Below are 26,039 nucleotides of genomic sequence, written 5' to 3'. Positions count from 1 at the left end.
CTGAGAAGAAAGGGAACATGGTGAGCGTAGATTACGAGGTGTTCGAGTTCCCGGAGGTCAAGCCCGGCCCGGAGAAGCCATTGGTGCTCGGCCCGGCCGGCGAGGTCTTCAACTTCGTGCAGACCGGCGAGAGCAACGGCGGCAAGTACCTGTTCTCCAAGCTGACCGTACCGCCGCACGTCGGCCCGCCGCCGCACATCCATCACCGCACCGATGAATGGTTCTATGCGCCGAACGGCGGATTCAGCATCTTCATGGGGCCCAACGAGTTCCCCGACCTGGACATCACGCCGGGCGATGGTGCCGACAAGGAAACGGTCACCATGCTGCCGATGCGCCCGAAGGAGCTGCTCTACGTTCCGCGCAACTACGTGCACGGTTTCGTCAACACCAGCGGCGTGAACCAGGAGATGTGGCTGGTCTGGTCGCCGGACACGCCCGAGAGCTCGATACTCCCGTATTTCATGAACGCGGGCAAGGTCGTGACCAGCAAGGAAGAGCTCACGGAGCCGGATTTTCTGTCCCGCATCCGCCTTGTCTCGATGGCCCGCAACTACGGCATTAATCAGAGTGCCGACTTCTGGGATTTCGTCAAGGACGTCGTCGAAGACCGGCCCGCGTGGCTGCCGGGCGACCGGCGCGCGACGCTGCTGAACCTGATCCACGATGAGATCGAGGCCCAGGCGTAGTTCCACGCCGTCGAGTCCGGGAGAAATCGCATGAAGGGTCGAGAGCTCCATGGGAATCGGTAGCAAGGATTCCATCGCCATCGTCGGCGGCGGATTGGGCGGAGCCGCGACCGCCGCGTTGCTGCAGCAGGCCGGCCATTCCGTGACGGTATTCGAGCAGGCACAGAAGTTCGAGCCCGCCGGCGCCGGGATCCATCTGACTCCCAATGTGATGCGCATCTTGGGCCACATGGGGATCGGTTCCGCACTCGTCAGGTCCGGATGCCGGCCCGAATCATTCACCAGCCGGAACCTGATGTCGAATTCCGTCAGGTGCGCGCTGCCGCTCGGTGACCGGGCGGAGGAGCGGTACGGAGCTCCCTATCTCACCGTCGGCCGCGGCGTTCTCCACCGAGAACTGATCAATGCCCTGCGGCCGGGCAGCGTGCGGTACGGCAAGCGACTGGTCCGGGTCGATGACTGCGGTGAGGCGGTGCGGATGCGCTTTGCCGATGGAAGCACCGCCGAAGCCTCCTGCGTCATCGGTGCCGATGGTCTGGGTTCTCAGGTCCGTGAAGTGATGTACGGCGCTGAGCGTCCCAGCTTTTCCGGCCAGATCGCGTACCGGGCGATCGTGCCCGCGGGCACCCGAATCCCTGTCGACAGGCGGTGCATCACCAAGTGGTGGGCTGACGACAGCTTTGTCATCGGCTACCCGACCGATTCCCAGAGCGACGACTACTACTTCGTCGCCGGCACGGTGGCCGATGCGTGGACGCATCCGCAGTCCTGGGTCGACGGCGACAAGGACGAGATGCTGGAGGCCTTCACCGGCTCTTGCGACGAAGTCCTCGGTCTGCTGAACGCGGCCGAATCCTTGAGCAAGTGGCCGCTCTTCGAGCGTCCGCCGTTGCAGGAATGGGGCCGAGGGCGAATCGCGCTCCTGGGCGACGCCTGTCATCCCATGAGGCCGCACATGGCCCAAGGGGCGGCCATGGCCATCGAGGACGGCGTGCTGCTGCTGCGTTGTCTCGAAGCCGAGGACGAGATCGAGGAAGCGTTCCGGCGTTACGCCGAGAATCGCAGGCAGCGTACCGGTCGGATCCAAGCCGTGTCGGCCGAGAACTCGTGGCTCAAGGAGCCCGAAGACCCGACCTGGGTCTTCGGCCATGACGCGATGACCATTGATCTGGTACCGCGCCGGCGGTCCAGCAGCCTCACCGTCACATGAAACGGTTGATCATGAATTCGGGGGACATTCCACGTGTACGACACTGAGGTCCTGATCGTCGGGAGCGGTCCGGCGGGGTCATCCGCAGCACTGATGCTGAGCACTCTCGGCATCGACAACCTCGTGATCACGAAGCACCGCTGGCTCGCCGACAGTCCGCGTGCGCATTACAAGAACCAGCGCACGATGGAGATCTTCCGAGACCTGGACGTGGCGGACGAAATTCTTGCCAAGGCCTCGCCCAAAGAGGTGATGGGCAATGTCGTCTTCTGCACCAGCCTGGTAGGCGATGAACTGGGTCGACTGCCCTACGGCGCCAACAGACCGCAACGGCAGAGCGACTACGCGTCGGCCAGCCCCGCCGAACACTGTGACCTGCCGCAGAACCTGCTCGAACCCATCCTGTTGTCCAATGCCGCCGAGCGCGGCAGCCACGTGCGATTCGACACGCAATTCCTGCGGCTCGAACAGGACGAGCACGGTGTCACCGCGCACGTCCTGGACAGATTGAAGGGCGAGCCCTACCAGATCCGGGCCAAGTACCTGATCGGGGCGGACGGCGGCAACAGTCTCGTGGCGGAGCAGATCGGCCTCCCCATGGAAGGCGGCATGGGGCTCGCCGGCAGCATCAGCATCATTCTGCAGGCGGACCTCTCCCACCTCGTGGCACACCGTCCCGGCTATCTCTGGTGGATCATGCAGCCGGGGGCCAATGTCGGGGGCATCGGCATGGGCCTGCTTCGCATGGTCAGGCCGTGGAACGAGTGGCAGATCGTGTGGGGCTACGACATGAGCGCGGGCGAGCCCGATGTCTCCGAAATCGACGCGGTCGGCATCGCCCGTCAACTGATCGGCGACGACTCGGTGGACATCACCATACGCTCGGTCTCGACGTGGACCGTGAATCAGATGTACGCCACGAAGTACTCCCAGGGGCGGGTGTTCTGTATGGGCGATGCGGTGCACCGTCATCCGCCGTCCAACGGCCTGGGCTCGAACACGTCGATTCAGGACGCCTACAATCTGACGTGGAAGATGGCCATGGTTCTGAAGGGGCAGGCTTCGGACCGCCTGCTGCGTACGTACGACCAGGAACGCGCGCCGATCGGCAAGCAGATCGTCGAACGTGCGAACAAGAGCATCGAGGAGTTCGGCGGAATCTTCTCCGCACTCGGACTGGACGCGAACCTGGACGCGGACCGGATGCGCGCCAACATGTCCGTCCTGAAGGAGGCCTCCGCGGCGGGCGCCGCACAACGCAAAATGCTGCGTGAGGCCATCGAGCTCAAATCCTATGAGTTCGCCACGCAAGGCGTCGAACTCAATCAGCGCTATGAATCCGACGCGGTCCGCCCGGACGGCACGGCGGAGCCCGCATGGCTGCGCGATCCCGAACTCTACTACCAGGCGTCCAGCCGGCCCGGCGCGCGCCTGCCGCATGCGTGGCTCAACCGGCAGGGTACGCAGGTTTCGAGCCTGGACGTGGTGGGCAAGGGGAAATTCACCTTGCTGACGGGGCTGAACGGGCAGATTTGGTTCGATGTCGCCAAGCGCCTTTCGGACAAGTTGAACATCGAGATTGCTGCGCATGTGATCGGCCCCGGCCATGCCGTGCAGGATCTCTACGGCGATTGGGCGGATGTCTCGGAGGTGCCGGAGGACGGCTGTCTGCTGGTGCGGCCGGATGCGTTCGTCGCCTGGCGCAAGGCGGATTCCACTGCGGCCGAGGACTCGCTGCACGCTGCCCTGCGCGAGATTCTCGGGCTGGGTTCGGAAGAGCAGACGATCGGGATGGGCTGATTCGCCCTGGCGACGAGTGGGCCTCAGCGGCTTGTCCAGGCATGGCGATGAACGAGTAGAAGAGGTGCGTATGACTGTCCAGACGTCCTTCCCGGAGGAGCCTTTCGTGCACGAAGATGCCGAGGTCGAGGCACCGGCGGCCGACAGCATCCGGAGGATGCAGGAACTGATTCGCGGCATGGCGGTCACGCAGATGATCGCCGCGGCCTGCGAAGTCGGACTGCCCGATGCGGTGGCCGGCGACGGAACGTCGCTGACTTCTCTGTCCGAGCGACTGAAGGTCGATGCGGACGTCCTGACTCGGCTTGCCCGAGCACTGTCGTCCCATGGCATATTCGAGGTCGAGGCGGACGGCGGAATCCGCCACAACGAGGCCTCGCGCCTGCTGAGGACCACGACGGCCGGCCCCTCGCTCCACTGGGCTGCACGATTCTGGGCGATGCCGGGCATCTGGCGGTCCTGGGGGGCGCTGGGTCATTGCGTCGTCACCGGCGAGGAAGCGTTCTCGCATGTCAATGATCAGGACTTCTTCTCGTACATGAACGGAAGTCCTGAAGAGGAAGCTCTCTATCAGCGTTACATGGCAAGCGGTTATCCGGGGCGCTACGCGGCGATCGCCGATGTGCTCACCGTGGCTCCGGGTGAAAGGGTGATCGACGTCGGTGGGGGAACCGGCAGCCTGGCGCGGGCGATTCTGGAGCGGAACCCGGACGCGCACGCGGTGGTGTACGACCAGGCCAGCGTGATTTCGGCCGGGCCCGGGGCCTCCGGAAACGATCGACTCAGCACGCAGGAGGGTAGTTTCTTCGACGAGGTGCCGCCGGGAGGAGACGTCTACGTCCTGTCGTGGATTCTTCACGACTGGCCGGACGAGAAGGCGGAGTCCATTCTTCGCAACTGCCGCAAGGCGATGGACGCCGGCGCCCGGCTCGTTGTCGTGGACCGCGTGCTGCAGGAGGCGCCGCAGGAGTGCGATCCGCTCGACCTTGTGCTGGATCTGCAAATGCTGGTATTGCATGGAGGGCGTGAGCGCACACTGGACGACTTCGAGAGACTTCTGAAAGCGGCAGGCTTCTCCGCTCCGCAGGTACTGTCCGCCCGTCCGGAGTTTTCGGTCATCCAGACACGTGCCGTGTAAACGTCGAGTCCCTATGTATCGAGAGAACGATGAAAACTGAGAGCGCAACCAGCCGAACGGCGCACCCGAGCATCTCGCGCGGGCTGACCTTCCTGATCGCCCTGGCCTGCGGCGCGGTCGCGGCCAACATCTATTACGCGCAGCCCGTGGTGGGTCTGATCGGCCCCGACGTGGGCCTGAGCGCGAGTGCCTACAGCCTTGTCGTGACCCTCACCCAGATCGGCTACGGCGTCGGCCTCATCGTGCTGGTTCCGTTGGGCGACATCTTCGAGAACCGCCGCCTCATCACGGTCACCCTGGTGGCCTGCATGGCGGCGCTCCTGGGTGGGGCCGTCGCATCGAACGCCGCTGTGTTCCTTGCCACTTCGCTGGTCATCGGTCTGAGTTCGGTCGTGGTGCAGATGCTGGTGCCCTTCGCGGCGCACCTCGCCCCGGACGAAACCCGTGGGCAGGTCGTCGGCAACGTCATGAGCGGCCTGCTGATGGGAATCCTGCTCGCACGGCCCATCTCCAGCATGACGACCGACCTGCTCGGCTGGCGTGCGGTGTTCGCCATCTCCGCCGGACTGATGCTGGTGCTCGCCGTGACCTTGCGCTCGGTCCTTCCGGAACGGAAGCCGAGCACGTCCGTCCACTACCCGGTGTTGCTGCGGTCGATGGGTCAGCTGCTCGTCCGCACGCCGATCCTGCGGCGACGGGCGTTCTACCACGCCTTGCTGTTCGGGGCGTTCAGCCTGTTCTGGACCGCCGTGCCGCTGATCCTGGCGAGCCCGGAGTGCGGCCTGAGCCAGGTCGACATTGCCCTGTTCTCGCTGGCGGCGGTGGCAGGAGCCTTCGTCGCGCCGATCGCGGGCCGGGTGGCCGACCGTGGTCTGACGAAGCCTGCGACGGCCTTTGCGATCCTGACCGTCGTGGCCTGTTTCCTCCTGGTGTTCGCGAGTGGCGGACACGTTGTCGCGGTCCTGTTCGTCGCGGCGCTCCTGCTCGACGTCGGGATCTCGTGCAACCTGGTGCTGGGGCAGCGTTCGATCTTCGCGCTGGGGGCGGAGATCCGCAGTCGGCTGAACGGCCTCTACATGGCGATCTTCTTCTGTGGAGGTGCGGTCGGGTCGGCCGTGGCCAGCGTGGTGTACGCGACGTACGGTTGGGTGGGCATCGCATGGTGCGGCATCGCCTTCCCGCTGGTGGCGCTCCTCTACTTCCTGACGGAGATGGTGCCGGGGCGTCCCGCGACGGCTGAGTGATCCGGACGCCACGACGGGCCGCCCGAGGGGGCGGCCCGTCGTGGTGCACTGCGCCGGCGGCCAGCGACCGCCGAGAGCCTGCCGCGCCGCCAGGGGCACCGGGAGGTCGACGACCCGTTGGAGCGGCGACAATCGGATTTCCGGCCGGCTCGTCGCTGACGTGCTCAAGTCGCCCGCGGGTAGCTTGAGTTACCCGGAAGTGAAGACTTGTCACGGGGCTTCCGTGGCGGCCGGGGGCTCGCCACACTCGTTGACATGACCAGCACTCTACGCGCGTGGAAGACTGCTGCCTCCGCCGCCACCGTCGCCCTGATCGCCCTCGCCCCCGTCGTCGCCGCCACCGGGGCGAACGCCGCCGTGAGCGGCACCGTGTGCGTCTCCGCCCTGCCCCCGCAGGCCAGAACGACGCTCAACCTCATCGCCTCCAACGGGCCGTTCCCGTACCGCCAGGACGGGATCGTGTTCCAGAACAACGGCGGCGTGCTGCCGCGCCAGTCGTACGGCTACTACCACGAGTACACCGTGGTGACCCCGGGCGCGCCGACGCGCGGCGCCCGGCGGATCGTCACCGGCAAGCGGGCCCAGGAGGACTACTACACGAGCGACCACTACGCGACCTTCCGGCTGATCAACTTCGGCTGCTGACACCGGCACCGCTCCTCGGCCCCGGCGTGGCCCCCGGCCCGCCGGGGCCGTTCGCGTGCCCGCCGGGGCCGCGCGGGGCGCTCGACGATCAGCGCCGGGTGGCATAGGGTCGTGGACGCGGCATCGCGTGTCGGTCACCGGCCGGGTGAGGCATGGAGGTGTCCGCGAGGTGCCTTACGGAGGCATTCCGCACATGTCGGTCGAGTTGAACCACACCATCGTCCACGCCCGGGACAACCGGGAATCCGCCGACTTCCTGGCGGGGATCCTGGGCCTCGAAGTCGGTCCCGAGTGGGGCCCGTTCATCCCCGTCGCCACGAGCAACGGCGTCACGCTGGACTTCGCGAGCGTCCCCGAAGAGTCGATCACCATGCAGCACTACGCCTTCCTCGTCTCCGACGACGAGTTCGACGCGGCGTTCGAGCGGATCGGGCGGGCCGGGATCACGTACTACGCCGACCCGCGCATGAAGCAGCCGGGCGAGATCAACCACCACCACGGCGGGCGGGGGCTGTACTTCCTGGATCCCGCCGGCCACGGTATGGAGATCATCACCCGCCCCTACGGCAGCCACGCGACGACCCCCGGGGCGTGACGCGGGGCCGGCCCGGTCCACTACGGCGTGGGCCGGGCCGGCCGGACGCCGTTCGGGTCGGCTACGTGCGGGCGAGGACGGCGGCGAGGGCCGCGAGGTCGGTGTCGGTGGTGGCCAGGACCACCAGGGGAGCGGTCGCGGCCGGGCCGAGGCGGGCGATCTCGCACGCGATGAGGCCGTTTCCGGCGGTGGCGACCAGGGCGACCGGCGCGCGGGACTCCAGCAGCGGGGCCAGCAGCGGGCGGTAGGCGGAGGGTGGTGCGTCGTCGTGCACCGGGCGCAGCACGGCGAGGGCCTGCGGGCCGGGCCAGGTGCGGGCGGTGGCGGGGAAGCGGGCGTCCGGTGTGCCGGGCGGGGGCAGCAGGAGCACCCAGCCTGCGCCGGGGCGGGTGGCCCGGCGCAGGACGTCGAGGTGGACGGTTTCCAGCGGCCCGGTCGGCCCGGTCGGCGCGCTCGGAGTGCTCGGAGCGGGGTCGGAGGGACCGCCCGGGTGCGGGACCGGGTGGCCGGCGAGGGTGGTGCGGAGGAGCTCGGTGGTGGCGAGGCCGCTCGGGAGGTCGGGGAAGCTGCGCAGCAGGTGTGCGCTCTGGCTGAGGAGTTCGGTCGCGTCCCGGTCGGCGAGCAGGGCGCGGTCGTGGACGGTGGTGAGGACGAGCCCGCCCGTCGCGTCGTAGTGCGCGGTGAGCGTGATCGGGTACGACGTGAAGGTGCCGGCGGGGGTGGGGGTGTCGACGTGGATGCCGTGGGCCGCCAGGCCGGTGTCCAGCCGGGGGTGGTGCGGCGCGAGCGGCAGGTGTTCCAGGACGACGAGGCTCTGCGGGCGCCGGCCGGGCGGCGTGCCGTTCCACCGGTGCGCCTGGCCGGGGGAGACCCACTCGTAGGAGGAGAGGTCGAGCACTCCGTCCCGCAGGGCCGCGAGGAGCTGCGGGACCGTCGTGCTCGGGTGCACCCGGACGGTGATCGGCAGCGGGGTGCGCAGGGCGCCGGGGAGCCGGTCGATGCCGTCCAGCGGGATCCCGCGGCCCGAGAGCGTCACGGCGAACCCGACCCGGACGGCCCGCGGGGCCACGCGCGGGTCCGGCTCCTGTGCGGCGCGGTACAGCAGCAGGGCCCACGCGGCCTGGAGGGCGCTGCTCTCGCCCGCGCCCCAGGCGGCGGCCCAGCCGCGCAGCCGCACCGCCTCGTACGGGGTGAGGCGGCGCCGGGCCCGTCCGCTGCCGCGGCCGTGGGCGATGTGGCCGGCCGGGACGACGACGGTGGCGGCGGGCCGGGTGGACCAGAACTGCCGGGCGGGGCCGGTGTCCTGGGCGCCGAGCCAGCGGGCGTGGTCGCGGAGGTCCGGGCGGCGCTCGCCGCCGGGGAGGGTGCCGCCGGTCAGGTAGGCGCGGTAGAAGGACTGGAGGAGCAGGCGCACGCTCCAGCCGTCCAGCATGGCGTGGTGGTAGGTGAGCAGCACGCGGGTGACGGGGCCCTCGTCGGACGGGCCGGTGTCGACCAGCGTGGCGCGCAGCAGGGCGGGCCGGCGCAGGTCGAAGCCGCGCCGGCGGTCGGCGTCCAGGAGCTCCTCCCAGCCGGGCGCGCCGGACGGGTGGCGGATCACCTCGGGGACGGCGCGGTCGTGGAGGACGATCCACGGGTCGTCGTGCGTGTCCTCCGGCCAGTCGAACGCGGCCCGCAGGACGAGCTCGTGGTCGAAGACGGACTGCCAGGCGGCGGTGAACCGGTCGGTGTCCAGCGGGCCGTGCCAGTTCCAGGACAGCTGCTCGACGTGCCGCCCGCCGTGGTCGGCCCCGCCGGTCGCGTCGCGCAGGAGCTCGCGCTGGAGGGCGCTGGTGGGGACGGTCACCGGCGCCGGCGGGTGGGAGAGCGCGGAACGCAGTTCCTCCAGGACGCCGAGGGTGCGGACGGGCGGCCCGGCGGCGATTCCGACGAAGAGACGCCGGGCCGCGCCGGGTCGCCCGACCAGGACGGCGCGCACGCGCGGCCCGTGCGCGAGGCTGCGGCCGAGCTCGGCGAGGACGCCGTCGAGCCCGTCCGGGCCGGCGGCCTCGCGCTCCCACAGGACGTCCGGTCCCGCGCCGGGTTCGACGGCGCGCAGGGCCGTGCGCAACACGGTGCCGGCGTAGGGCTGGTAGAGCTCGACGAGGTGGAACTCGGCGGCCCGGCGCGGCGGTTGCCGCTCCTCGGGTGCCGGGGGGCGCCACTGCCGGGTGGCGGTGCGGGCCAGTGCGGCGGTGACCGAGCCGGCGTCGAGGCGCCGCGGCGGTCGCCGTGCGGGCAGGCAGGGCGGCGGCTCCGGGGTGCCGGCGACGAACAAGGTGACCGGTGCGCTGGCGAACTGACGTGTCGTCATCATTGATCAGCGGGCACCTGGCCCGGGTCCTTTCCGTCGGTGGCCGTGCGGGGGAGGGGCTCGGGGCCTGCCTACTGCGTGGCGAGTCCGCCGCAGACGTTGAGGGCCTGGGCCGTGATGCTCGCGGCCGTGGCGGTGGTGAGGTAGCCGGCCAGGGCGGCGACCTCCTCGGGGGTGGTGTAGCGCCCGAGCGGGATCTGGGTCTGGAAGTGCTGGAGGATCGTCTCGGGCGTCGTGTTGTAGGCGGTCGCGTACTCGTGGTGGATGCGCGTGGTGTTGGGGGTGTGCACGTAGCCGGGGCAGATCGCGTTGACGGTGGTGCCGGTGGGGGCGAGCTCCTTGGCGAGGGCCTTGGTGAAGCCGATGACGGCGTGCTTGCTCGCGGTGTAGGGCGCGCCGAGGGTGACGGGCTGCTTCCCGGCGGTGGAGGCGATGTTGATGATGCGCGGGTGGGCCGTGGCGGTGATGTGCCCGTGTCTGAGGGTCTCGCGGGTGACGAGGAAGACCGCGTTCAGGTTGGTGTCGATGACGTCGTACCAGAGGTCGTCTGTGGTCGTCGCGGTGGGGCCGCCGCCGGTGCGGCCGGCGTTGTTGACGAGGACGGTGATGGGCCCGTGGCGGTCCACGGCGTCCTGGACGAGCCTGGTGACCTGGGCCGGGTCGCGGACGTCGCAGGGGGCGCCGTCGGCCTCGATGCCCTCCTCGCGGAGCGTGCCGAGGGTGTCGGTGATGTCCTGGGCCGTGCGCGCGCAGATGTGGACGCGGTGACCGCGGTTGCCCAGCTCGCGGGCGATGGCGAGGCCGATTCCGCGCGTCCCGCCGGTGATGAGGGTGAGGGGTTTGCCGGATGTGGGCGTCATGGCGGGTCCTGGGTGAGGAGGGTGTGGGTGCTCAGGCCGGATACAGGTTGTAGGTCGTCGGGTGGAGGCTGGTGGCGGGCGTGTTGAGCGTGGGGTCGAGCGTGAGGATCGCGTGGTGCAGGTGCTGGAGGTGGGGCGAGGGCTGGATGCCGAGCTCGGCGGTGAGGCGGTGGCGCAGGTGGTGGTACGTGGTGAGCGCGGTGGTCTGCCGCCCGGCCCGGTAGAGGGCGACCATCGCCTGGGCGTGCAGGCCCTCGTGGTGCGGGTGCTGGTGGGTGAGGTGGGTGAGTTCGGGGATCAGCTCGTTGTGCCGGCCCAGGCGCAGGTCGGTGTCGATGCGGCGTTCGAGGGTGACCAGGCGGCTCTCCTCCAGCCGGATGATCTCGGTGCCGAGGATCGGTCCCGGAGTGATGTCGACGAGCGCGGGGCCGTTCCACAGGGCGAGGGCCTCGTGGAAGCGGGCGTTGGCGTCCAGGTCGTGGCCGCGGTTGAAGGCCTCCTGGCCGCGCGTGGTGAGGTCGTTGTACGCCTGGAGGTCGAGGGCGTGGCGGCCGGGGTCGGCGGGCGGGAGGGTGAGCTGGTAGCCGCAGTGTCTGGTGGTCAGGACGTCCTTGGCGGTGGTGTCCTGGCCGGCCGGCGGCGCCCCGGCGAGGGCGTGGGTGATGCGGCGGCGCAGCTGGAGGATGTACGTCTGGAGCGTCGTGAGGGCCCGCCGCGGCGGGTGGTCGCCCCAGATCTCGTGGATGAGCGTGCTCGTGGGGAGGATCCGGTTCGGGTAGAGCGCGAGCAGGGCGAGGATCTGCCGCTGCTTGGCGGCCGTGGGGACGATCGAGGTGCCGTTGAGGTCGGCGGTGAGCGGGCCGAGGACCTGGATGCGCATGGCGGTTCTCCCCTGGGTGCGGGCTCGGCGTGGTCGTCGAAGGAGTGTGCGGATGCGTCCGCACACTAAGCCCGTGCCGCGGGGGCGGCGGGTTTTCTCTAGCCCGGGTCGAGCCCGCTTCCGGGCCGGCTGTGGGGGCGCGAACGTCGTGGGGCGTCGTGGTCGTGGGGGCGCGGACTTCGTGATCCGGCCCGAAGTCTCGCAAATTCCTTAGCCGTGCTTCTGGTTCGCTGGCTGTGCCGAGAACGGCCCGCGAGCCCGCGAGCGGTGGCTGAAGGGGAACGGATGTCCAAGCGTGCACTGATCACCGGGGTGACCGGCCAGGACGGGTCGTACCTGGCCGAACACCTCATCTCCCTGGGGTACGAGGTCTGGGGCCTCACCCGGGGACAAGCGAATCCGCGGAAGGACCGGGTCAGCAGGCTGATCCCGGACCTGCGGTTCGTCGACGGCGACCTGATGGACCAGGGCAGCCTGGTCTCCGCCGTCGACTCGATCCAGCCCGACGAGGTCTACAACCTCGGGGCGATCTCGTTCGTGCCGATGTCCTGGCGCCAGCCGGAACTCGTCACCGAGGTCAACGGCACCGGCGTGCTGCGGGTGCTGGAGGCGATCCGGATGGTCAGCGGGATCAACAAGCCGGCCGGCGCGGTCGGCGGTCCCGGACGGATCCGGTTCTACCAGGCCTCCAGTTCCGAGATGTTCGGCATGGTGGCGGAGACCCCGCAGGACGAGCGGACCACCTTCCACCCACGCAGCCCGTACGGCGTGGTGAAGACGTACGGTCACTACATCACCCGCAACTACCGCGAGTCCTACGGGATGTACGGCGTCTCGGGGATCCTGTTCAACCACGAGTCGCCGCGCCGCGGGGCCGAGTTCGTGACCCGCAAGATCTCGCTGGCGGTCGCGCAGATCAAGCTCGGCCTGCAGGACCGGCTGCTGCTCGGCAACCTCGACGCCGTGCGCGACTGGGGCTTCGCCGGGGACTACGTCCGGGCGATGCACCTGATGCTCCAGCAGGACGAGCCGGGCGACTACGTCATCGGCACCGGGCGGATGCACTCGGTGCGGGACGCGGCCAGGATCGCCTTCGAGTGCGTCGGGCTCGACTGGGAGCGGTACGTCGAGGTGGACCCGGGGCTCGTGCGGCCGGCCGAGGTGGAGACGCTCTGCGCCGACGCCGGCAACGCGCGGGAGAAGCTGGGCTGGGAGCCGAAGGTCGACTTCCCGGAGCTCATGCGGATGATGGTGGAGTCCGACCTGGAGCAGGCGCGCGTCGCCCGCGACTACGGCGAGGTGCTGGCCGGCGCCCGCTGGTGACACGGGCCGGGAATGCTTGAGGGCGGTGGGGACGCGAAGTCCCCACCGCCCTAGCGTTGTTCCAGAGCCGGCCCGTTCGGCGGCCGGGAGAGTTCCAGGATCGCCAGCGCGATCCCGGCGCCCTGGTCGCCCAGCCGGGCGGCGTAGCGGCGCAGCATGGCGTTCTCCTGCGCGAGGCTGGTGGTCGGCAATCCGGCGGCGCGGCGGCTGAGTTGGTGGCCCCGGGCCAGCCGGATGCGGTGGACCAGTTGGGCGATCAGCTGCTCGTCGAGCTCGCTGAGCTCGCTGAGTTCGGCCGCGGCCGGGTCCGCGGTGCCCTCGGCGGAGGGCCGCGGCACTCTCGGTGCGTCGCCGTGCGGGAACGGTTCGGGCATGGCGGTGATCCTCGTCGATGTCGGGGCGCCGCCCCGGTCGGGCCGCGCCCATGGCTCGCGGAACTGACGATCCAGCCGAACGGCCCGGCAAATCCCTAGAGTCCGGGGGGCGTTGGAGCAAGATCGACAGACCCTGGGGTCTGCCTCCGGCCTCCCGTCGTCCGCCCGGAGGCAGACCCTAGGGAAATTCGGCGCGGGCCGGATCGAGACTGGGCGCTGGAGTGCGGGAATGCGAGCGCCGCGCGTGCCGGGCACGCGGGCCGTCCTCAAGCGGATCCCTGCCGTTCGCCGGTCTTCCAGATGGGTTGCGTCGATGATGGACAAGGAACAGAAGCTCCGGGACTACCTCAAGCGGGCCAGCGCGGACCTCCAGCGCTCCCGGCAGCGGGTGGACGAGCTGGAGGCGGCCGCCCGGGAGCCGATCGCCATCGTGGGGATGAGCTGCCGCTTCCCCGGCGGGGTCGCGGCTCCCGAGGACCTCTGGGCGATGCTGGTCGCCGGCGAGGACGGCATCACCGGCCTGCCCGCCGACCGCGGCTGGGAGCTCGACCCGGCGGACGGGCCGGTCGACGTCCGGGGCGGGTTCCTGCAGGGCGCCGCCGACTTCGACCCGGGCTTCTTCGGCATCTCGCCGCGCGAGGCACTGTCCATGGACCCGCAGCAGCGCGTCCTGCTGGAGGCGTCCTGGGAGGCCATCGAGCGCGCGGGCATCGACCCGAGCAGCGTCCGCGGCACCCGCACCGGCGTGTTCGTCGGCGCGATGCCGCAGGACTACCGCACCGGGCCGGACGACGACGTCCAGGGCTTCGTCCTGACCGGCAACGCGACCAGCGTGATCTCCGGCCGCCTCTCCTACGTCCTCGGCGCCGTCGGTCCGGCCGTCACCGTCGACACCGCGTGCTCCTCCTCGCTCGTCGCGCTCCACCTGGCCGCGCAGTCGCTGCGCGCGGGGGAGTGCGGCATGGCCCTCGCCGCGGGCGTCACCGTCATGTCGACGCCCACCACCTTCGTCGAGTTCGCCCGCCAGGGCGGCCTGGCCTCGGACGGCCGCTGCCGCTCCTTCGCCGACTCCGCGGACGGCACCGGGTGGGCCGAGGGCGTCGGCGTGCTCGTCCTGGAGCGGCTGTCGGTGGCCCGGCGCAACGGGCACCGGGTGCTGGCCGTCGTGCGCGGCACCGCCGTCAACCAGGACGGCGCCTCGAACGGGCTCACCGCGCCCAACGGGCCGTCCCAGCAGCGCGTCATCGAGCAGGCGCTGCGCAACGCCCGGCTCTCCGCCGACCAGGTCGACGCGGTCGAGGCGCACGGCACCGGCACCGTCCTCGGCGACCCGGTCGAGGCCCAGGCGCTGCTCGCCACCTACGGGCGCGGGCGGGACCCGCAGCGCCCGCTGCTGCTCGGCTCGGTGAAGTCGAACCTGAGCCACACCCAGGCCGCGGCCGGCATGGCCGGGGTGATCAAGACGGTGCTGGCGCTGCGGCACGAGCTGCTGCCGCGCACCCTGCACGTGGACGAGCCGTCCACGCACGTCGACTGGGAGTCCGGCGCCGTCCGGCTGCTGACCGAGGCGACGCCGTGGCCGCAGGGCGCCGAACCGCGCCGGGCGGGCGTCTCGTCCTTCGGCCTCAGCGGCACCAATGCGCACGCCATCATCGAGGAGGCCCCGGCGGCGGAGGAGACGCCGGAGGCGGAGGCGGCCGTCGACGCCGGGACACTGCCCTGGCTGGTCTCCGGCCGCACCCCCGAGGCGCTGCGCGCCCAGGCCGAGCGGCTGGTCGCGTTCCTGGCGGCGGACGCCGAGGGCTCCGACGCCGACCTCGCCCACGCGCTCGCGACCACCCGGGCCGCCCTGGAGCACCGGGCCGTCGTCACCGCGGCCGGACGCGAGGAGGCCGTCGCGGCGCTCACCGCGCTCGCGGCCGGCGAGGGCGACGGCCGGGCCGTCCTGGGCGCCACCCAGGGCCGCGGCAAGCTCGCCTTCCTGTTCGCCGGCCAGGGCTCGCAGCGCCTCGGCATGGGCCGCGAACTGGCCGCCCGCTTCCCGGTGTTCGCCGCCGCGCTGGACGAGGTGCTGGCCGGGTTCGACCCGGCCCTGCGCGAGGTGCTCTGGGGCGCCGACGAGGAGGCGCTGAACCGCACCGGCCACGCCCAGCCCGCGCTGTTCGCCGTCGAGGTCGCGCTGTACCGGCTGCTGGAGTCCTGGGGCGTGCGCCCGGACTTCCTGGCCGGCCACTCGGTCGGCGAGATCGCCGCCGCGCACGTCGCAGGCGTGTTCACCCTCGCCGACGCGTGCGCCCTGGTCGCCGCCCGGGCCCGCCTGATGCAGGCCCTGCCGGCCGGCGGCGCGATGATCGCGGTGCAGGCGGGCGAGGACGAGGTCCTCCCGCTGCTCGGCGACGGCGTGTCGCTGGCCGCCGTCAACGGCCCGCGGGCCGTCGTCGTCGCGGGCGAGACCGCCGCGGCGGAGGCCGTCGGCGCGCACTTCGCCGCACTCGGGCGCAAGGTCCGGCGCCTGCGCGTCTCGCACGCCTTCCACTCGCCGCTCATGGACCCGATGCTCGACGAGTTCCGCGCCGTCGTCGCCGCGCTGGACCCGCAGGCGCCCGCGATCCCGATCGTCTCCACCCTCACCGGCACGCCCGCCACCGTCGAGCAGCTCACCTCCGCCGGCTACTGGGCCGACCAGGCCCGCCAGGCCGTCCGCTTCGCCGACGCCACCGGCTGGCTCGGCGGCCACGGCGCCACCCTGTTCCTCGAACTCGGCCCGGACGGCGCCCTCGCCGCGCTCGCCCAGGGCGCCCTCGACGAGCCGGTGACCGCCCTCGGCGCGCTGCGCCCCGGCCGCGACGAGACCGAGGCGCTCACCGAGGCCCTCGCCGCACTGCACGTGCGCGGCGTCCCGGTGCGCTGGGACGCCTACTTCGAGGGCACCGGTGCCCGCCGCGCCGAGCTGCCCACCTACGCCTTCCGGCACAAGCGCTACTGGCCGAAGAGCGCGCTCTCGCGCACCGGCGACGTCCGCGCCGCCGGGCTGGGCTCGGCCAACCACCCGCTGCTCGCCGCCGCCGTCTCGCTCGCCAACACCGACGGCCTGCTGCTGACCGGCCGGCTCTCGCTGCGCACCCACCCGTGGCTGGCCGACCACGCCGTCGACGGTACCGTCCTGCTGCCCGGCACGGCCTTCCTGGAGCTCGCCGTGCGCGCGGGCGACGAGGTCGGCTGCGAGCGCGTCGAGGAGCTGACGCTCACCGCGCCGCTGCCGCTGCCCGAGCAGGGCGGCGTGCAGGTGCAGGTGTGGGCCGGACGGGCCGACGCGAGCGGGCGGCGCACCGTCGGCGTCTACGCCCGTCCCGAGGTCGACGAGGACGCCCCGTGGACGCAGCACGCCGACGGCATCCTCGTGCCGGGCGAACAGGGCGCTGTTGCGACGGAGTTCACGGAGTGGCCGCCGGCCGGGGCCGAGGCGCTGGACCTGGACGGCCTGGACGAGCGCCTCGCGGGTGCGGGCTTCCGCTACGGCCCGGCCTTCCGCGGGCTGCGCGCGGCCTGGCGGCGCGGCGAGGACGTGTTCGCCGAGGTCGCGCTGGACGAGGGCGCGAGCGGCGAGGCCGGCGCGTTCGGGATCCACCCGGCGCTGCTGGACTCGGCGCTGCACGCGACGGCGTTCCTGGGGCTCGGCGGGGTGCCGTTCTCCTGGCAGGACGTCAGCCTGCACGCCGCGGGCGCGTCGGTGGTGCGGGTGCGGCTGTCCGCGACGGGGGACGACGCGGTCGCGGTCGAGGTCGCCGACGCGGCGGGCGGCCCGGTCGCCTCGGTCGGCTCGCTGCTGCTGCGGGCGCTCCCGGCGTTGGCCGGCGCGGGCGCCGGGCCGGTGCGGGACGCGATGTTCGAGCTGCGCTGGTCCCGGCCGCGCGGCGTCGCGCAGGCGCCCGCCTCGGTGGCCGTGCCGGACGCGGACCCGCTCGGCCTCGGCGTGCTGCCGACGGTCGGTGAGGGACCTGCGGAGGTGGTGCTCGTGCCGCTCGCGGGCGACCCGGCCGACCCGGTCGCCTCGGCCCACGCGCTGACGGCCCTGGCCCTGGCCCGGGTCCAGCAGTGGCTCACCGCGGACACGGACGGCCGGCTGGTCTTCGTGACCCGGGGCGCCGTCGCCACCACGGCGGACGACGAGGTCACCGACCCGGCCGCCGCGGCCGTGTGGGGCCTGGTGCGCTCCGCGCAGGCCGAGCACCCGGGCCGGTTCGGCCTGGTCGACCTGGACCCGGCGGGCGGCCCGCTGCCCGAGCGCGCCCTCGGCGGCGACGAGCCGCAGCTGGCCGTGCGCGGCGGCGCCGTGCTCGCGGCCCGGCTGGCCCGCGCGGGCGCGGTGGCCGCGACCGGCGCCGGCGCCGCGTGGGACCAGGACGGGACCGTCCTGATCACGGGTGGCACCGGCGGCCTCGGCGCCGTCCTCGCCCGGCACCTGGTGGCCGAGCGCGGCGTCCGCCGCCTGCTGCTCGTGAGCCGCCGCGGCGCTGCGGCCGAGGGCGCCGCCGACCTGGCGGCGCAGCTCGCCGAGGCGGGCGCCGAGGTCGCGGTCGAGGCCTGCGACCTCACCGACCGCGCCGCCGTCGAGCGCCTGGTCGCGGGCGTGCCCGCCGGGCACCCGCTGACCGCCGTGGTGCACGCCGCCGGTGTGCTCGACGACGGCGTCGTCGAGCAGCTCACCCCCGAACGGCTCGCCGCCGTCCTGCGGCCCAAGGCCGACGCCCTGTGGCACCTCCACGAGGCCACCCGCGGCCTCGACCTCGCCGCGTTCGTCGTCTTCTCGTCCTTCTCCGGCACCGTCGGCGCGGCCGGCCAGGCCAACTACGCCGCCGCCAACGCCTTCGCGGACGCGCTCGTGCGCACCCGCCGCGCCGCCGGACTGCCCGGACTCTCGCTCGGCTGGGGCCCGTGGGCCCCCGTCGGCGGCCTGACCGGCGGGATGGCCGGCGGGCTCACCGACGCCGACCTCGACCGCCTCGCCCGGCTCGGCACCCCGGCGCTCTCCGCGGCCGACGGCACCGCGCTGTTCGACGCCGCCCTCGCCCGCCCCGAGGCCGTCCTGCTGCCCGTCCGCCTCGACCTCCCGGCGCTGCGCGCCCGGGGCGAGGTGCCGCCGCTCCTGCGCGGCCTGATCCGCACCCCCTCCCGCCGCGCTGCCGTGACCGCCACCGAGGCGGCCGGCGCCCTCACCCGCCGGCTCGCCGGGCTGGACGAGCGCGCCCGCACCGAGACGGTCGTCGACCTGGTCCGCGCCCAGGTGGCCGCCGTCCTACGGCACGCCGACGCCGCCGAGGTCGACCCGCACCGCCCGTTCCAGGACCTCGGCTTCGACTCCCTCACCGCCGTCGAGCTGCGCAACCGCCTGAGCGCCGCCACCGGGCTGCGCACCTCCGCGACCGTCGTCTTCGACTACCCGACCGTCACCGCCCTCGCCGGGCACGTCCTGGACGGCCTGACGGGCGCGCAGGCGCCCGCCGCCGCGGCCCCCGTGCGGGCGGCGGCCGACGACGACCCGATCGTCATCGTCGGCATGAGCTGCCGCTACCCCGGCGGCGTCGCCTCGCCCGAGGACCTGTGGCGCCTGCTGCGCGAGGGCACCGACGCGATCTCCGGCCTGCCCACCGACCGCGGCTGGGACGTCGAGTCGCTCTACCACCCGGACCCGGACCACCTCGGCACCAGCTACACCCGCTTCGGCGGCTTCCTGCACGAGGCCGCCGACTTCGACCCGGGCTTCTTCGGCATGAGCCCGCGCGAGGCGCTGGCCACCGACGCCCAGCAGCGCCTGCTGCTGGAGGCCTGCTGGGAGGCGGTCGAGCAGGCCGGGATCGACCCGGTGTCGCTGCGCGGCAGCCGCACCGGCGTGTTCGCCGGCGTGATGTACAACGACTACTCCGCGCTGCTCGCGGGCGGGCGCTTCGAGGGCCACCAGGGCAGCGGCACCTCGCCCAGCATCGCCTCCGGCCGCGTGTCCTACACGCTCGGCCTGGAGGGCCCGGCCGTCACCGTCGACACCGCGTGCTCGTCGTCGCTGGTCGCCATGCACTGGGCCATGCAGGCCCTGCGCGCCGGGGAGTGCACCCTCGCCCTGGCCGGCGGCGTCACCGTGATGTCCACCCCGACCTCGCTGATCGAGTTCTCCCGCCAACGCGGCCTCGCCCCGGACGGGCGCTGCAAGGCGTTCTCCGACCGGGCCGACGGCGTCGGCTGGTCCGAGGGCGTCGGCGTGATCGCGCTGGAGCGCCTCTCGGACGCGCGCCGCAACGGGCACCAGGTGCTCGCCGTCGTGCGCGGCTCCGCCGTCAACCAGGACGGCGCCTCCAACGGGCTCACCGCCCCCAACGGGCCGTCCCAGCAGCGCGTCATCCGCCAGGCCCTGGCCACCGCCGGGCTCGCCACGGCCGACGTCGACGTCGTCGAGGCGCACGGCACCGGCACCTCCCTGGGTGACCCGATCGAGGCCCAGGCGCTGCTCGCCACCTACGGGCAGGACCGCGAACTCCCGCTGCTGCTCGGCTCGGTGAAGTCCAACCTCGGCCACACCCAGGCCGCCGCGGGCGTCGCGGGCGTGATCAAGATGGTGCTGGCGATGCGGCACGGCGTCGTGCCCCGCACGCTGCACGCGGCCGAGCCGTCCTCCCACGTGGACTGGGACGAGGGCGCGGTGGAGCTGCTGACCGAGGAGGCGGACTGGCCGGACACCGGCCGCCCGCGCCGGGCCGGCGTGTCCTCCTTCGGCTTCAGCGGCACCAACGCCCACGTCATCCTCGAACAGGCCCCGGCCGTCGTCTCGCGGGACACCGTTCCCGCCGTGGCGGAGCCCGTCCTGCTCTGGCCGCTGGCCGGCCGCAGCCCGGCCGCGCTGCGCGACCAGGCCGCCCGCCTGCGCGCGTTCGCCACCGCGGACCCGGCGGCGAGCCCGGCCGACCTCGGCCTCTCGCTCGCCACCACCCGCTCCGGCTTCGACCACCGCGCGGTGGCCGTCGGCGCCGACCGCGACGAACTGCTCGCCGCCCTGGCCGCCCTCGCCGCGGGCGAGTCCGCCGCCGGGCTGGTCGCGGGCGAGGCCGGCGCCGGCAAGCTCGCCGTGCTGTTCGCCGGCCAGGGCGCCCAGCGCCTCGGCACCGGACGCGAACTCGCCGAGCGCTACCCGGTGTTCGCCGAGGCGCTGGACGAGGTGCTGGGCGAGTTCGGCCCCCGGCTGGAGCGCCCGCTGCGCGAGGTCCTCCACGGTGACGACGAGGAGCTGCTGAACCGCACCGGCTGGGCGCAGCCCGCGATCTTCGCCGTCGAGGTCGCGCTGTTCCGCCTGGTCGCCTCGCTCGGCGTGCGCGCCGACGTGCTGCTCGGCCACTCCGTCGGCGGGATCGCCGCCGCGCACTGCGCCGGGGTGCTGTCGCTCGCCGACGCCTGCGCGCTCGTGGCCGCCCGGGCCCGGCTCATGGACGCGCTGCCCGAGGGCGGTGCCATGGTCTCCGTCGAGGCCACCGAGGACGAGGTGCTGCCGCGCCTGGTGCCCGGCGTGTCCGTCGCGGCCGTCAACGGGCCGCGGGCCGTGGTGGTCTCCGGCCTGGAGGACGAAGTCCTGCGCATCGCCGGGGAGTTCGCGGCCGAGGGCCGCCGGACGAAGCGGCTGCGCGTCTCGCACGCCTTCCACTCGCCGCTGATGGAGCCGATGCTGGAGGAGTTCCGGCGCACCGTCGCGGAGCTGGAGTTCCGCGCCCCGGCCATCCCGCTGGTCTCCGACAGCACCGGCGAGCTCGCCACCGAGGCGGAGCTGTGCTCGCCCGAGTACTGGGTCGAGCACGTCCGCCGGGCCGTCCGCTTCGCCGACGGCGTCCGCGCCGCCCGCTCGGCCGGCGCCGCCACCTTCCTCGAACTCGGCCCGGACGGCGTGCTGTCCGCGCTCGCCGAGGAGGTCCTGGCCGAGACCGAACCGATCGAGCACGGCGCCGTGGCGGCCGTCCCGCTGCTGCGCGCCGGCCGCCCCGAGGAGCGGACCGCCGCCCTCGCCCTCGCCGCGCTCCACGTGCGCGGCCACGCCCTGGACTGGGCCGCGCTGTACGCGGGCACCGGCGCCCGCCGCACCGGCCTGCCCACCTACGCGTTCCAGCACGAGCGCTACTGGCCCGAGGCCGAGCCCGAGACGGCCGCCCCGGTCGCCGACCCGGCCGACTCCGCGCTGTGGGGCGCCGTCGAGCGCGGCAGCGCCGCCGAACTCGCCGGCCTGCTCGGCCTGCGCGACGAACAGCACGCCGGCCTCTACGCCCTCCTGCCCGCCCTCGCCGACTGGCGCCGCACCCGGCACGAGAAGGCCCAGCTCGACGCCGCCCGCTACCGCGTCCACTGGCGGCCCGTCCGCCCGGCGGCCGCGCCCGTGCTGGACGGCACCTGGCTGGTCGTCACCACCGAGGCCGTCGACGACGCCGAACTCCTCGACGCCCTGCGCGGCCACGGCGCCCGCCTGGAGCGCCTGGCACTCGGCGAGGACTGCCGCGACCGCGCCGAACTCGCCCGCCGCATCGCGGACTTCGGCGATCTCAGCGGCATCCTGTCGCTCGTCGCGCTGGCCGACCGGCCCGTCCCCGGGCCCGGCCTGCCGGAGGGCGTCGCCCTCGGCGTCGTCCTTGCCCAGGCCCTCGGCGACCTGCGCTCCGCCGCGCCGCTGTGGACCGTCACCCGCGGCGCCGTCTCCACCGGGCCCGCCGACCCGCTCACCAACCCCGCCCAGGCCGCCGCGTGGGGTCTCGGCCGGGTCGCCGCCCTGGAGCGCCCGCAGGCGCCGGGCGGGCTGATCGACCTGCCGCCGGTGCTGGACGCGCCGACCGTGCAGGGCCTCGTCGGTGTCCTGGCCGGAGGTGGCCGCGGGGGAGAGGACCAGGTCGCGCTGCGCGGCAGCGCCGCCTACGGCCGCCGCCTGGTGCGGCACGCCGTCGAGGAGCTGCCCCGCGCCGAGGAGTTCACCGCCGACGGCACCGTCCTCGTCACCGGCGGCACCGGCGCGCTCGGCGCCGAGGTCGCCCGCTGGCTGGCCCGCAGCGGCGCCCGGCACCTCGTGCTCACCGGCCGCCGCGGCCCGGACGCCCCCGGCGCCGCCGAACTCGTCGCCGAACTCGCCGAGCACGGCGCCACCGCGGCCGTCGTCGCCTGCGACGTCGCCGACCGCGACGCGCTCGCCGCCGTCCTCGCCGCCGTCCCGGCCGAGCACCCGCTGACCGGCGTCGTGCACGCCGCCGGCGTCGGCCAGGCCGCCCCGCTCTCGGACACCCCGGTCACCGAGGTCGCCGCGCTCACCGCCGCCAAGCTCCACGGCGCCGCCCACCTCGACACCCTCCTCGCCGACCACGACCTGGACTTCTTCGTCCTGTTCTCCTCCGTCGCCGGCATCTGGGGCAGCGCCGGCCAGAGCGCCTACGCCGCCGCCAACGCCTACCTCGACGCCCTCGCCGAGAACCGCCGCGCCCGCGGCCTGACCGCCACCTCGATCGCCTGGGGCCCGTGGGCCGGCGCCGGCATGGCCGCCCACGAGGCCGTCTCCGACGGCCTGCGCCGCCAGGGCCTGCGCTTCCTCGCCCCAGAGACCGCGCTCACCGAGCTGCGCCGCGCGATCGTCCACGAGGACGTCGCCGTGACCGTCGCGGACGTCGACTGGGAGCGCTACGCCCCCGTCTTCACCGCCGCCCGGCCGAGCGTCCTGTTCGACGAGCTGCCCGAGGTCCGCGCCCTCGCCCGCGGCGCCGCCGCCGACGCCGGGGCCGCCTCCGACCTCGTCCGCCGCCTGCGCGGCCGCTCCGCGGCCGAGCGCGACCGCCTGCTCGTCGACCTGGTGCGCCGCGAGGCCGCCGCCGTCCTCGGCCACGGCTCCGTCGACGGCGTGCCCGAGAAGCGCGCCTTCCGCGACGCCGGGTTCGACTCGCTCACCGCCGTCGAGCTGCGCAAGCGCCTCGCCGCGCTGACCGGCCTGCCGCTGCCCAGCACGATGGCCTTCGACCACCCGACGCCGGTCGCGCTCGCCGCCTTCCTGCGCGGCGAACTGCTCGACGGGCCGCAGGACGTGACGGCGCCGCCGGTCGCCGCCGCCGACCCGGACGAGCCGATCGCCATCGTCGGCATGGGCTGCCGCTTCCCCGGCGGCGCCGGAAGCCCCGACCAGCTGTGGCGGCTCGTCGCCGAGGGCACCGACGCCATCTCCGAGTTCCCGGAGAACCGCGGCTGGGACACCGGTCTCTACGACCCCGACCCGGACACCCCCGGCCGCACCTACTCCACCCAGGGCGGGTTCCTGCACGAGGCCGGCGAGTTCGACGCCGCGTTCTTCGGCATCTCCCCGCGCGAGGCCCTCGCCATGGACCCGCAGCAGCGCCTGCTGCTGGAGACCACGTGGGAGGCCCTCGAATCCGCGGGCATCGACCCGACCTCCGTCCACGGCAGCGCGACCGGCACCTTCATCGGGTCCACGTACCAGGAGTACGGGCTCGGCATGGACGACAGCTCCGCCGGGCACGCCGTCACCGGCACCAGCCCGAGCGTGCTCTCCGGGCGCCTGGCCTACCTGTTCGGCCTGGAGGGCCCGGCCGTCACCGTCGACACCGCGTGCTCCTCGTCGCTCGTCGCGCTGCACCTGGCCTGCCAGTCGCTGCGCGGCGGCGAGAGCTCCCTCGCGCTCGCCGGCGGCGCCACCGTCATGACCAACCCGAACGCGTTCATCGCCTTCAGCCGCCAGCGCGCCCTCGCCGCCGACGGCCGCTGCAAGGCCTTCTCCGAGGCCGCCGACGGCATGACCCTCGCCGAGGGCGTCGGCGTCGTCGTCCTGGAGCGGCTCTCCGACGCCGAGCGCAACGGCCACGAGGTGCTCGCCGTCATCCGCGGCTCCGCGATCAACCAGGACGGCGCCTCCAACGGGCTCACCGCGCCCAACGGGCCCTCCCAGCAGCGCGTCATCCGCCAGGCCCTGCACAACGCGGGCCTCACCCCCGACGACGTCGACGCCATCGAGGCGCACGGCACCGGCACGGCCCTCGGCGACCCGATCGAGGCCCAGGCCCTCCAGGCCGCCTACGGGCGCGACCGCGACCCGCAGCGTCCGCTGCTGCTCGGCTCGGTCAAGTCCAACATCGGCCACACCCAGTCGGCGGCGGGCGTCGCCGGCGTGATCAAGATGGTCCAGGCGCTGCGCCACGGCGTGCTCCCGGCCACCCTGCACGCCGGGGAGCCGTCCTCGCACATCGACTGGACGCCGGGCACCGTCACCCTGCTCGACGAGGCCACGCCGTGGCCGGCCGGCGAGCGCACCCGCCGCTGCGCGGTCTCCTCCTTCGGCATCAGCGGCACCAACGCGCACGTCGTGCTGGAGGAGGCGCCCGCCGCCGTCCCGGCTCCGCTCGTCGAGGCGGCCGGCGGCGTCCTGCCGTGGGTGCTCTCCGCCCGCACCCCCGCCGCCCTGCGCGCCCAGGCCGCGCGCCTCGCCGAGCACCTCGACGCCGAGCCGGACCTGCGCCCGCACGACGTCGCCCACACCCTGCTCACCACCCGCGCCCTCTTCGAGCACCGCGCCGTCGTGCTCGGCGCCGACCCCGCCGAACTGCGCGAGGGCCTCGCCGCGCTCGCCGCCGGGGCCTCCGCGCCGAACGCCGTCCAGGGCCTCGCCGAGGACGGCGGCCGCACCGTCTTCGTCTTCCCCGGCCAGGGCTCCCAGTGGGCCGGCATGGGCGCCCGGCTGCTCGACGAGTCGCCGGTGTTCGCCGAGCGCATCGCCGAGTGCGCGGCGGCCCTGTCCGCGCACGTCGACTGGTCGCTGCTCGACGTGCTGCGCCAGGCCGAGGGCGCGCCCGCGCTGGACCGGGTCGACGTCGTCCAGCCCGCGACCTTCGCCGTCATGGTGGCCCTCGCCGACCTGTGGCGCGCCCACGGCATCCACCCGGACGCCGTGGTGGGCCACTCCCAGGGCGAGATCGCCGCCGCCGTCGTCGCCGGGGCGCTCTCCCTGGAGGACGGCGCCCGGGTGGCCGCCCTGCGCAGCCGGCTCATCGGCCGGGTCCTGGCGGGCTCCGGCGGGATGGTCTCGGTGCCGCTGTCCGCCGAGGAGGCCGAGGAGCGGCTGCGTTCGCGCTTCGACGGGCTCGCCGTCGCCGCCGTGAACGGGCCGCGGACCGTCGTCGTCGCCGGTCCGGCCGGTGAACTCGATGAACTGATGGCCGAGTTCGAGGCCGAGGGCCTGCGGGCCCGGCGGATCAGCGTGGACTACGGCTCGCACTCCGCCCAGGTCGAACTCCTGCGGGACGACCTGCTGGCGGACCTCGCCCCCGTGCGCCCGAGCGCCGCCGAGGTGCCGTTCTTCTCCACCGTCACCGGCGACTGGCTCGACACCACCGCCATGGACGCCGGCTACTGGTACCGCAACCTGCGCAACCCGGTCCGCTTCGACCCGGCCGTGCGGGAGCTGATGGCGCAGGGCCACGGCCTGTTCGTCGAGGTCAGCCCGCACACCGTGCTCACCATGGCGATCGAGGCCACCGCCGAGGACCGCGGCGACCGCGCCACCGCCGTCGGCACCCTGCGCCGCGACAAGGGCGGCACCGACCGCTTCCTCGCCTCGCTCGCCGAGGCCTTCGTCCGCGGCGGCCGGGCCGACTGGTCCGCCCGCACCGCCGGCGGGCGCCGCGTGCCGCTGCCCACCTACGCCTTCCAGCACGAGCACCTGTGGGCCGTCGCGCCGCGCCCCGGCGGGGAGCCGGAGGACGGCGAGTTCTGGAACGCCGTCGAGGAGGCCGACGTCGAGGCGCTGGCCGCCCGGCTGCGCATCGACAGCGGCGCGCTCGCACCGGTGCTGCCCGCGCTGTCCGACTGGCACCGCCGCCGGCGGGAGCGCTCGACGCTCGACTCCTGGCGCTACCGGGCGACG

The 26,039-nt window shown here is 73.5% G+C and carries 13 protein-coding genes (1 of these 13 running past the window's edge); 9 read left to right on the top strand and 4 right to left on the bottom strand.

The features are described 5' to 3' along the window. The first annotated feature begins 17 nt into the window (after positions 1-17). From ACFXDE_RS06820 to ACFXDE_RS06790, 7 genes are all read left to right on the top strand, one after another. Positions 18-689, top strand: coding sequence for a cupin domain-containing protein (locus tag ACFXDE_RS06820; RefSeq protein WP_380491558.1), 672 nt, complete (start codon positions 18-20; stop codon positions 687-689). A 49-nt stretch (positions 690-738) separates the two neighbouring features. Further along, on the top strand, positions 739-1,899 hold the full coding sequence (locus tag ACFXDE_RS06815; RefSeq protein ID WP_380491556.1) for an FAD-dependent monooxygenase: 1,161 nt from the start codon (positions 739-741) through the stop codon (positions 1,897-1,899). A gap of 33 nt (positions 1,900-1,932) precedes the next feature. Continuing rightward, positions 1,933-3,699: an FAD-dependent oxidoreductase gene (locus ACFXDE_RS06810; RefSeq protein ID WP_380447398.1), complete on the top strand. Its 1,767-nt coding sequence runs from the start codon at positions 1,933-1,935 to the stop codon at positions 3,697-3,699. A 70-nt stretch (positions 3,700-3,769) separates the two neighbouring features. Beyond that, positions 3,770-4,837: a methyltransferase gene (locus tag ACFXDE_RS06805; RefSeq protein ID WP_380491554.1), complete on the top strand. Its 1,068-nt coding sequence runs from the start codon at positions 3,770-3,772 to the stop codon at positions 4,835-4,837. Between the two features lie 29 nt (positions 4,838-4,866). Beyond that, complete coding sequence (locus ACFXDE_RS06800) at positions 4,867-6,081, top strand: MFS transporter (protein WP_380491552.1); 1,215 nt, start codon at positions 4,867-4,869, stop codon at positions 6,079-6,081. A 255-nt stretch (positions 6,082-6,336) separates the two neighbouring features. Next, positions 6,337-6,726: a ribonuclease domain-containing protein gene (locus tag ACFXDE_RS06795; RefSeq protein WP_380491550.1), complete on the top strand. Its 390-nt coding sequence runs from the start codon at positions 6,337-6,339 to the stop codon at positions 6,724-6,726. A 193-nt stretch (positions 6,727-6,919) separates the two neighbouring features. Beyond that, on the top strand, positions 6,920-7,321 hold the full coding sequence (locus tag ACFXDE_RS06790; protein WP_380491548.1) for a VOC family protein: 402 nt from the start codon (positions 6,920-6,922) through the stop codon (positions 7,319-7,321). A 61-nt stretch (positions 7,322-7,382) separates the two neighbouring features. Here ACFXDE_RS06790 and ACFXDE_RS06785 read toward each other — a convergent pair whose 3' ends face one another. From ACFXDE_RS06785 to ACFXDE_RS06775, 3 genes are all read right to left on the bottom strand, one after another. Beyond that, complete coding sequence (locus ACFXDE_RS06785) at positions 7,383-9,677, bottom strand: condensation domain-containing protein (protein ID WP_380491546.1); 2,295 nt, start codon at positions 9,675-9,677, stop codon at positions 7,383-7,385. A gap of 68 nt (positions 9,678-9,745) precedes the next feature. Further along, on the bottom strand, positions 9,746-10,534 hold the full coding sequence (locus ACFXDE_RS06780) for an SDR family NAD(P)-dependent oxidoreductase (RefSeq protein WP_380491544.1): 789 nt from the start codon (positions 10,532-10,534) through the stop codon (positions 9,746-9,748). Between the two features lie 31 nt (positions 10,535-10,565). Continuing rightward, positions 10,566-11,414: a BTAD domain-containing putative transcriptional regulator gene (locus tag ACFXDE_RS06775; protein ID WP_380491542.1), complete on the bottom strand. Its 849-nt coding sequence runs from the start codon at positions 11,412-11,414 to the stop codon at positions 10,566-10,568. Positions 11,415-11,699: 285 nt separating this feature from the next. Here ACFXDE_RS06775 and ACFXDE_RS06770 point away from each other — a divergent pair, with 285 nt between their 5' ends. Then, a complete protein-coding gene (locus tag ACFXDE_RS06770; RefSeq protein ID WP_380445997.1) occupies positions 11,700-12,737 on the top strand; it encodes a GDP-mannose 4,6-dehydratase in 1,038 nt (345 codons plus the stop codon). A 50-nt stretch (positions 12,738-12,787) separates the two neighbouring features. Here the strand turns inward: ACFXDE_RS06770 and ACFXDE_RS06765 are convergent, their stop codons facing one another. Continuing rightward, positions 12,788-13,111 (bottom strand): hypothetical protein, encoded by a 324-nt coding sequence (locus tag ACFXDE_RS06765; protein ID WP_380445998.1) that lies wholly within the window; start codon positions 13,109-13,111, stop codon positions 12,788-12,790. Positions 13,112-13,427: 316 nt separating this feature from the next. Between ACFXDE_RS06765 and ACFXDE_RS06760 the strand changes: the two genes are divergently transcribed. Then, positions 13,428-26,039 carry the start of a type I polyketide synthase gene (locus ACFXDE_RS06760; protein ID WP_380491595.1) on the top strand. 15,474 nt of this gene lie beyond the right edge of the window, so only the first 12,612 of its 28,086 coding nucleotides appear in the window; the start codon lies at positions 13,428-13,430; the stop codon falls past the right edge of the window.

Source organism: Kitasatospora sp. NPDC059408 (assembly GCF_042751525.1).
GTDB lineage: Bacteria > Actinomycetota > Actinomycetes > Streptomycetales > Streptomycetaceae > Kitasatospora.
Note: the sequence above shows the minus strand (reverse complement) of the source record. Positions and strands in the feature narration are given on the sequence as shown.

Excerpts from the sequence above, each read along its gene's own strand:
- ACFXDE_RS06820 (WP_380491558.1), top strand. The coding sequence starts at position 18 with ATGGTGAGCGTAGATTACGAGGTGTTCGAGTTCCCGGAGGTCAAGCCC.
- ACFXDE_RS06815 (WP_380491556.1), top strand. The coding sequence starts at position 739 with ATGGGAATCGGTAGCAAGGATTCCATCGCCATCGTCGGCGGCGGATTG.
- ACFXDE_RS06805 (WP_380491554.1), top strand. The coding sequence starts at position 3,770 with ATGACTGTCCAGACGTCCTTCCCGGAGGAGCCTTTCGTGCACGAAGAT.
- ACFXDE_RS06800 (WP_380491552.1), top strand. The coding sequence starts at position 4,867 with ATGAAAACTGAGAGCGCAACCAGCCGAACGGCGCACCCGAGCATCTCG.
- ACFXDE_RS06795 (WP_380491550.1), top strand. The coding sequence starts at position 6,337 with ATGACCAGCACTCTACGCGCGTGGAAGACTGCTGCCTCCGCCGCCACC.
- ACFXDE_RS06790 (WP_380491548.1), top strand. The coding sequence starts at position 6,920 with ATGTCGGTCGAGTTGAACCACACCATCGTCCACGCCCGGGACAACCGG.
- ACFXDE_RS06785 (WP_380491546.1), bottom strand. The coding sequence starts at position 9,677 with ATGATGACGACACGTCAGTTCGCCAGCGCACCGGTCACCTTGTTCGTC.
- ACFXDE_RS06780 (WP_380491544.1), bottom strand. The coding sequence starts at position 10,534 with ATGACGCCCACATCCGGCAAACCCCTCACCCTCATCACCGGCGGGACG.
- ACFXDE_RS06775 (WP_380491542.1), bottom strand. The coding sequence starts at position 11,414 with ATGCGCATCCAGGTCCTCGGCCCGCTCACCGCCGACCTCAACGGCACC.
- ACFXDE_RS06770 (WP_380445997.1), top strand. The coding sequence starts at position 11,700 with ATGTCCAAGCGTGCACTGATCACCGGGGTGACCGGCCAGGACGGGTCG.
- ACFXDE_RS06765 (WP_380445998.1), bottom strand. The coding sequence starts at position 13,111 with ATGCCCGAACCGTTCCCGCACGGCGACGCACCGAGAGTGCCGCGGCCC.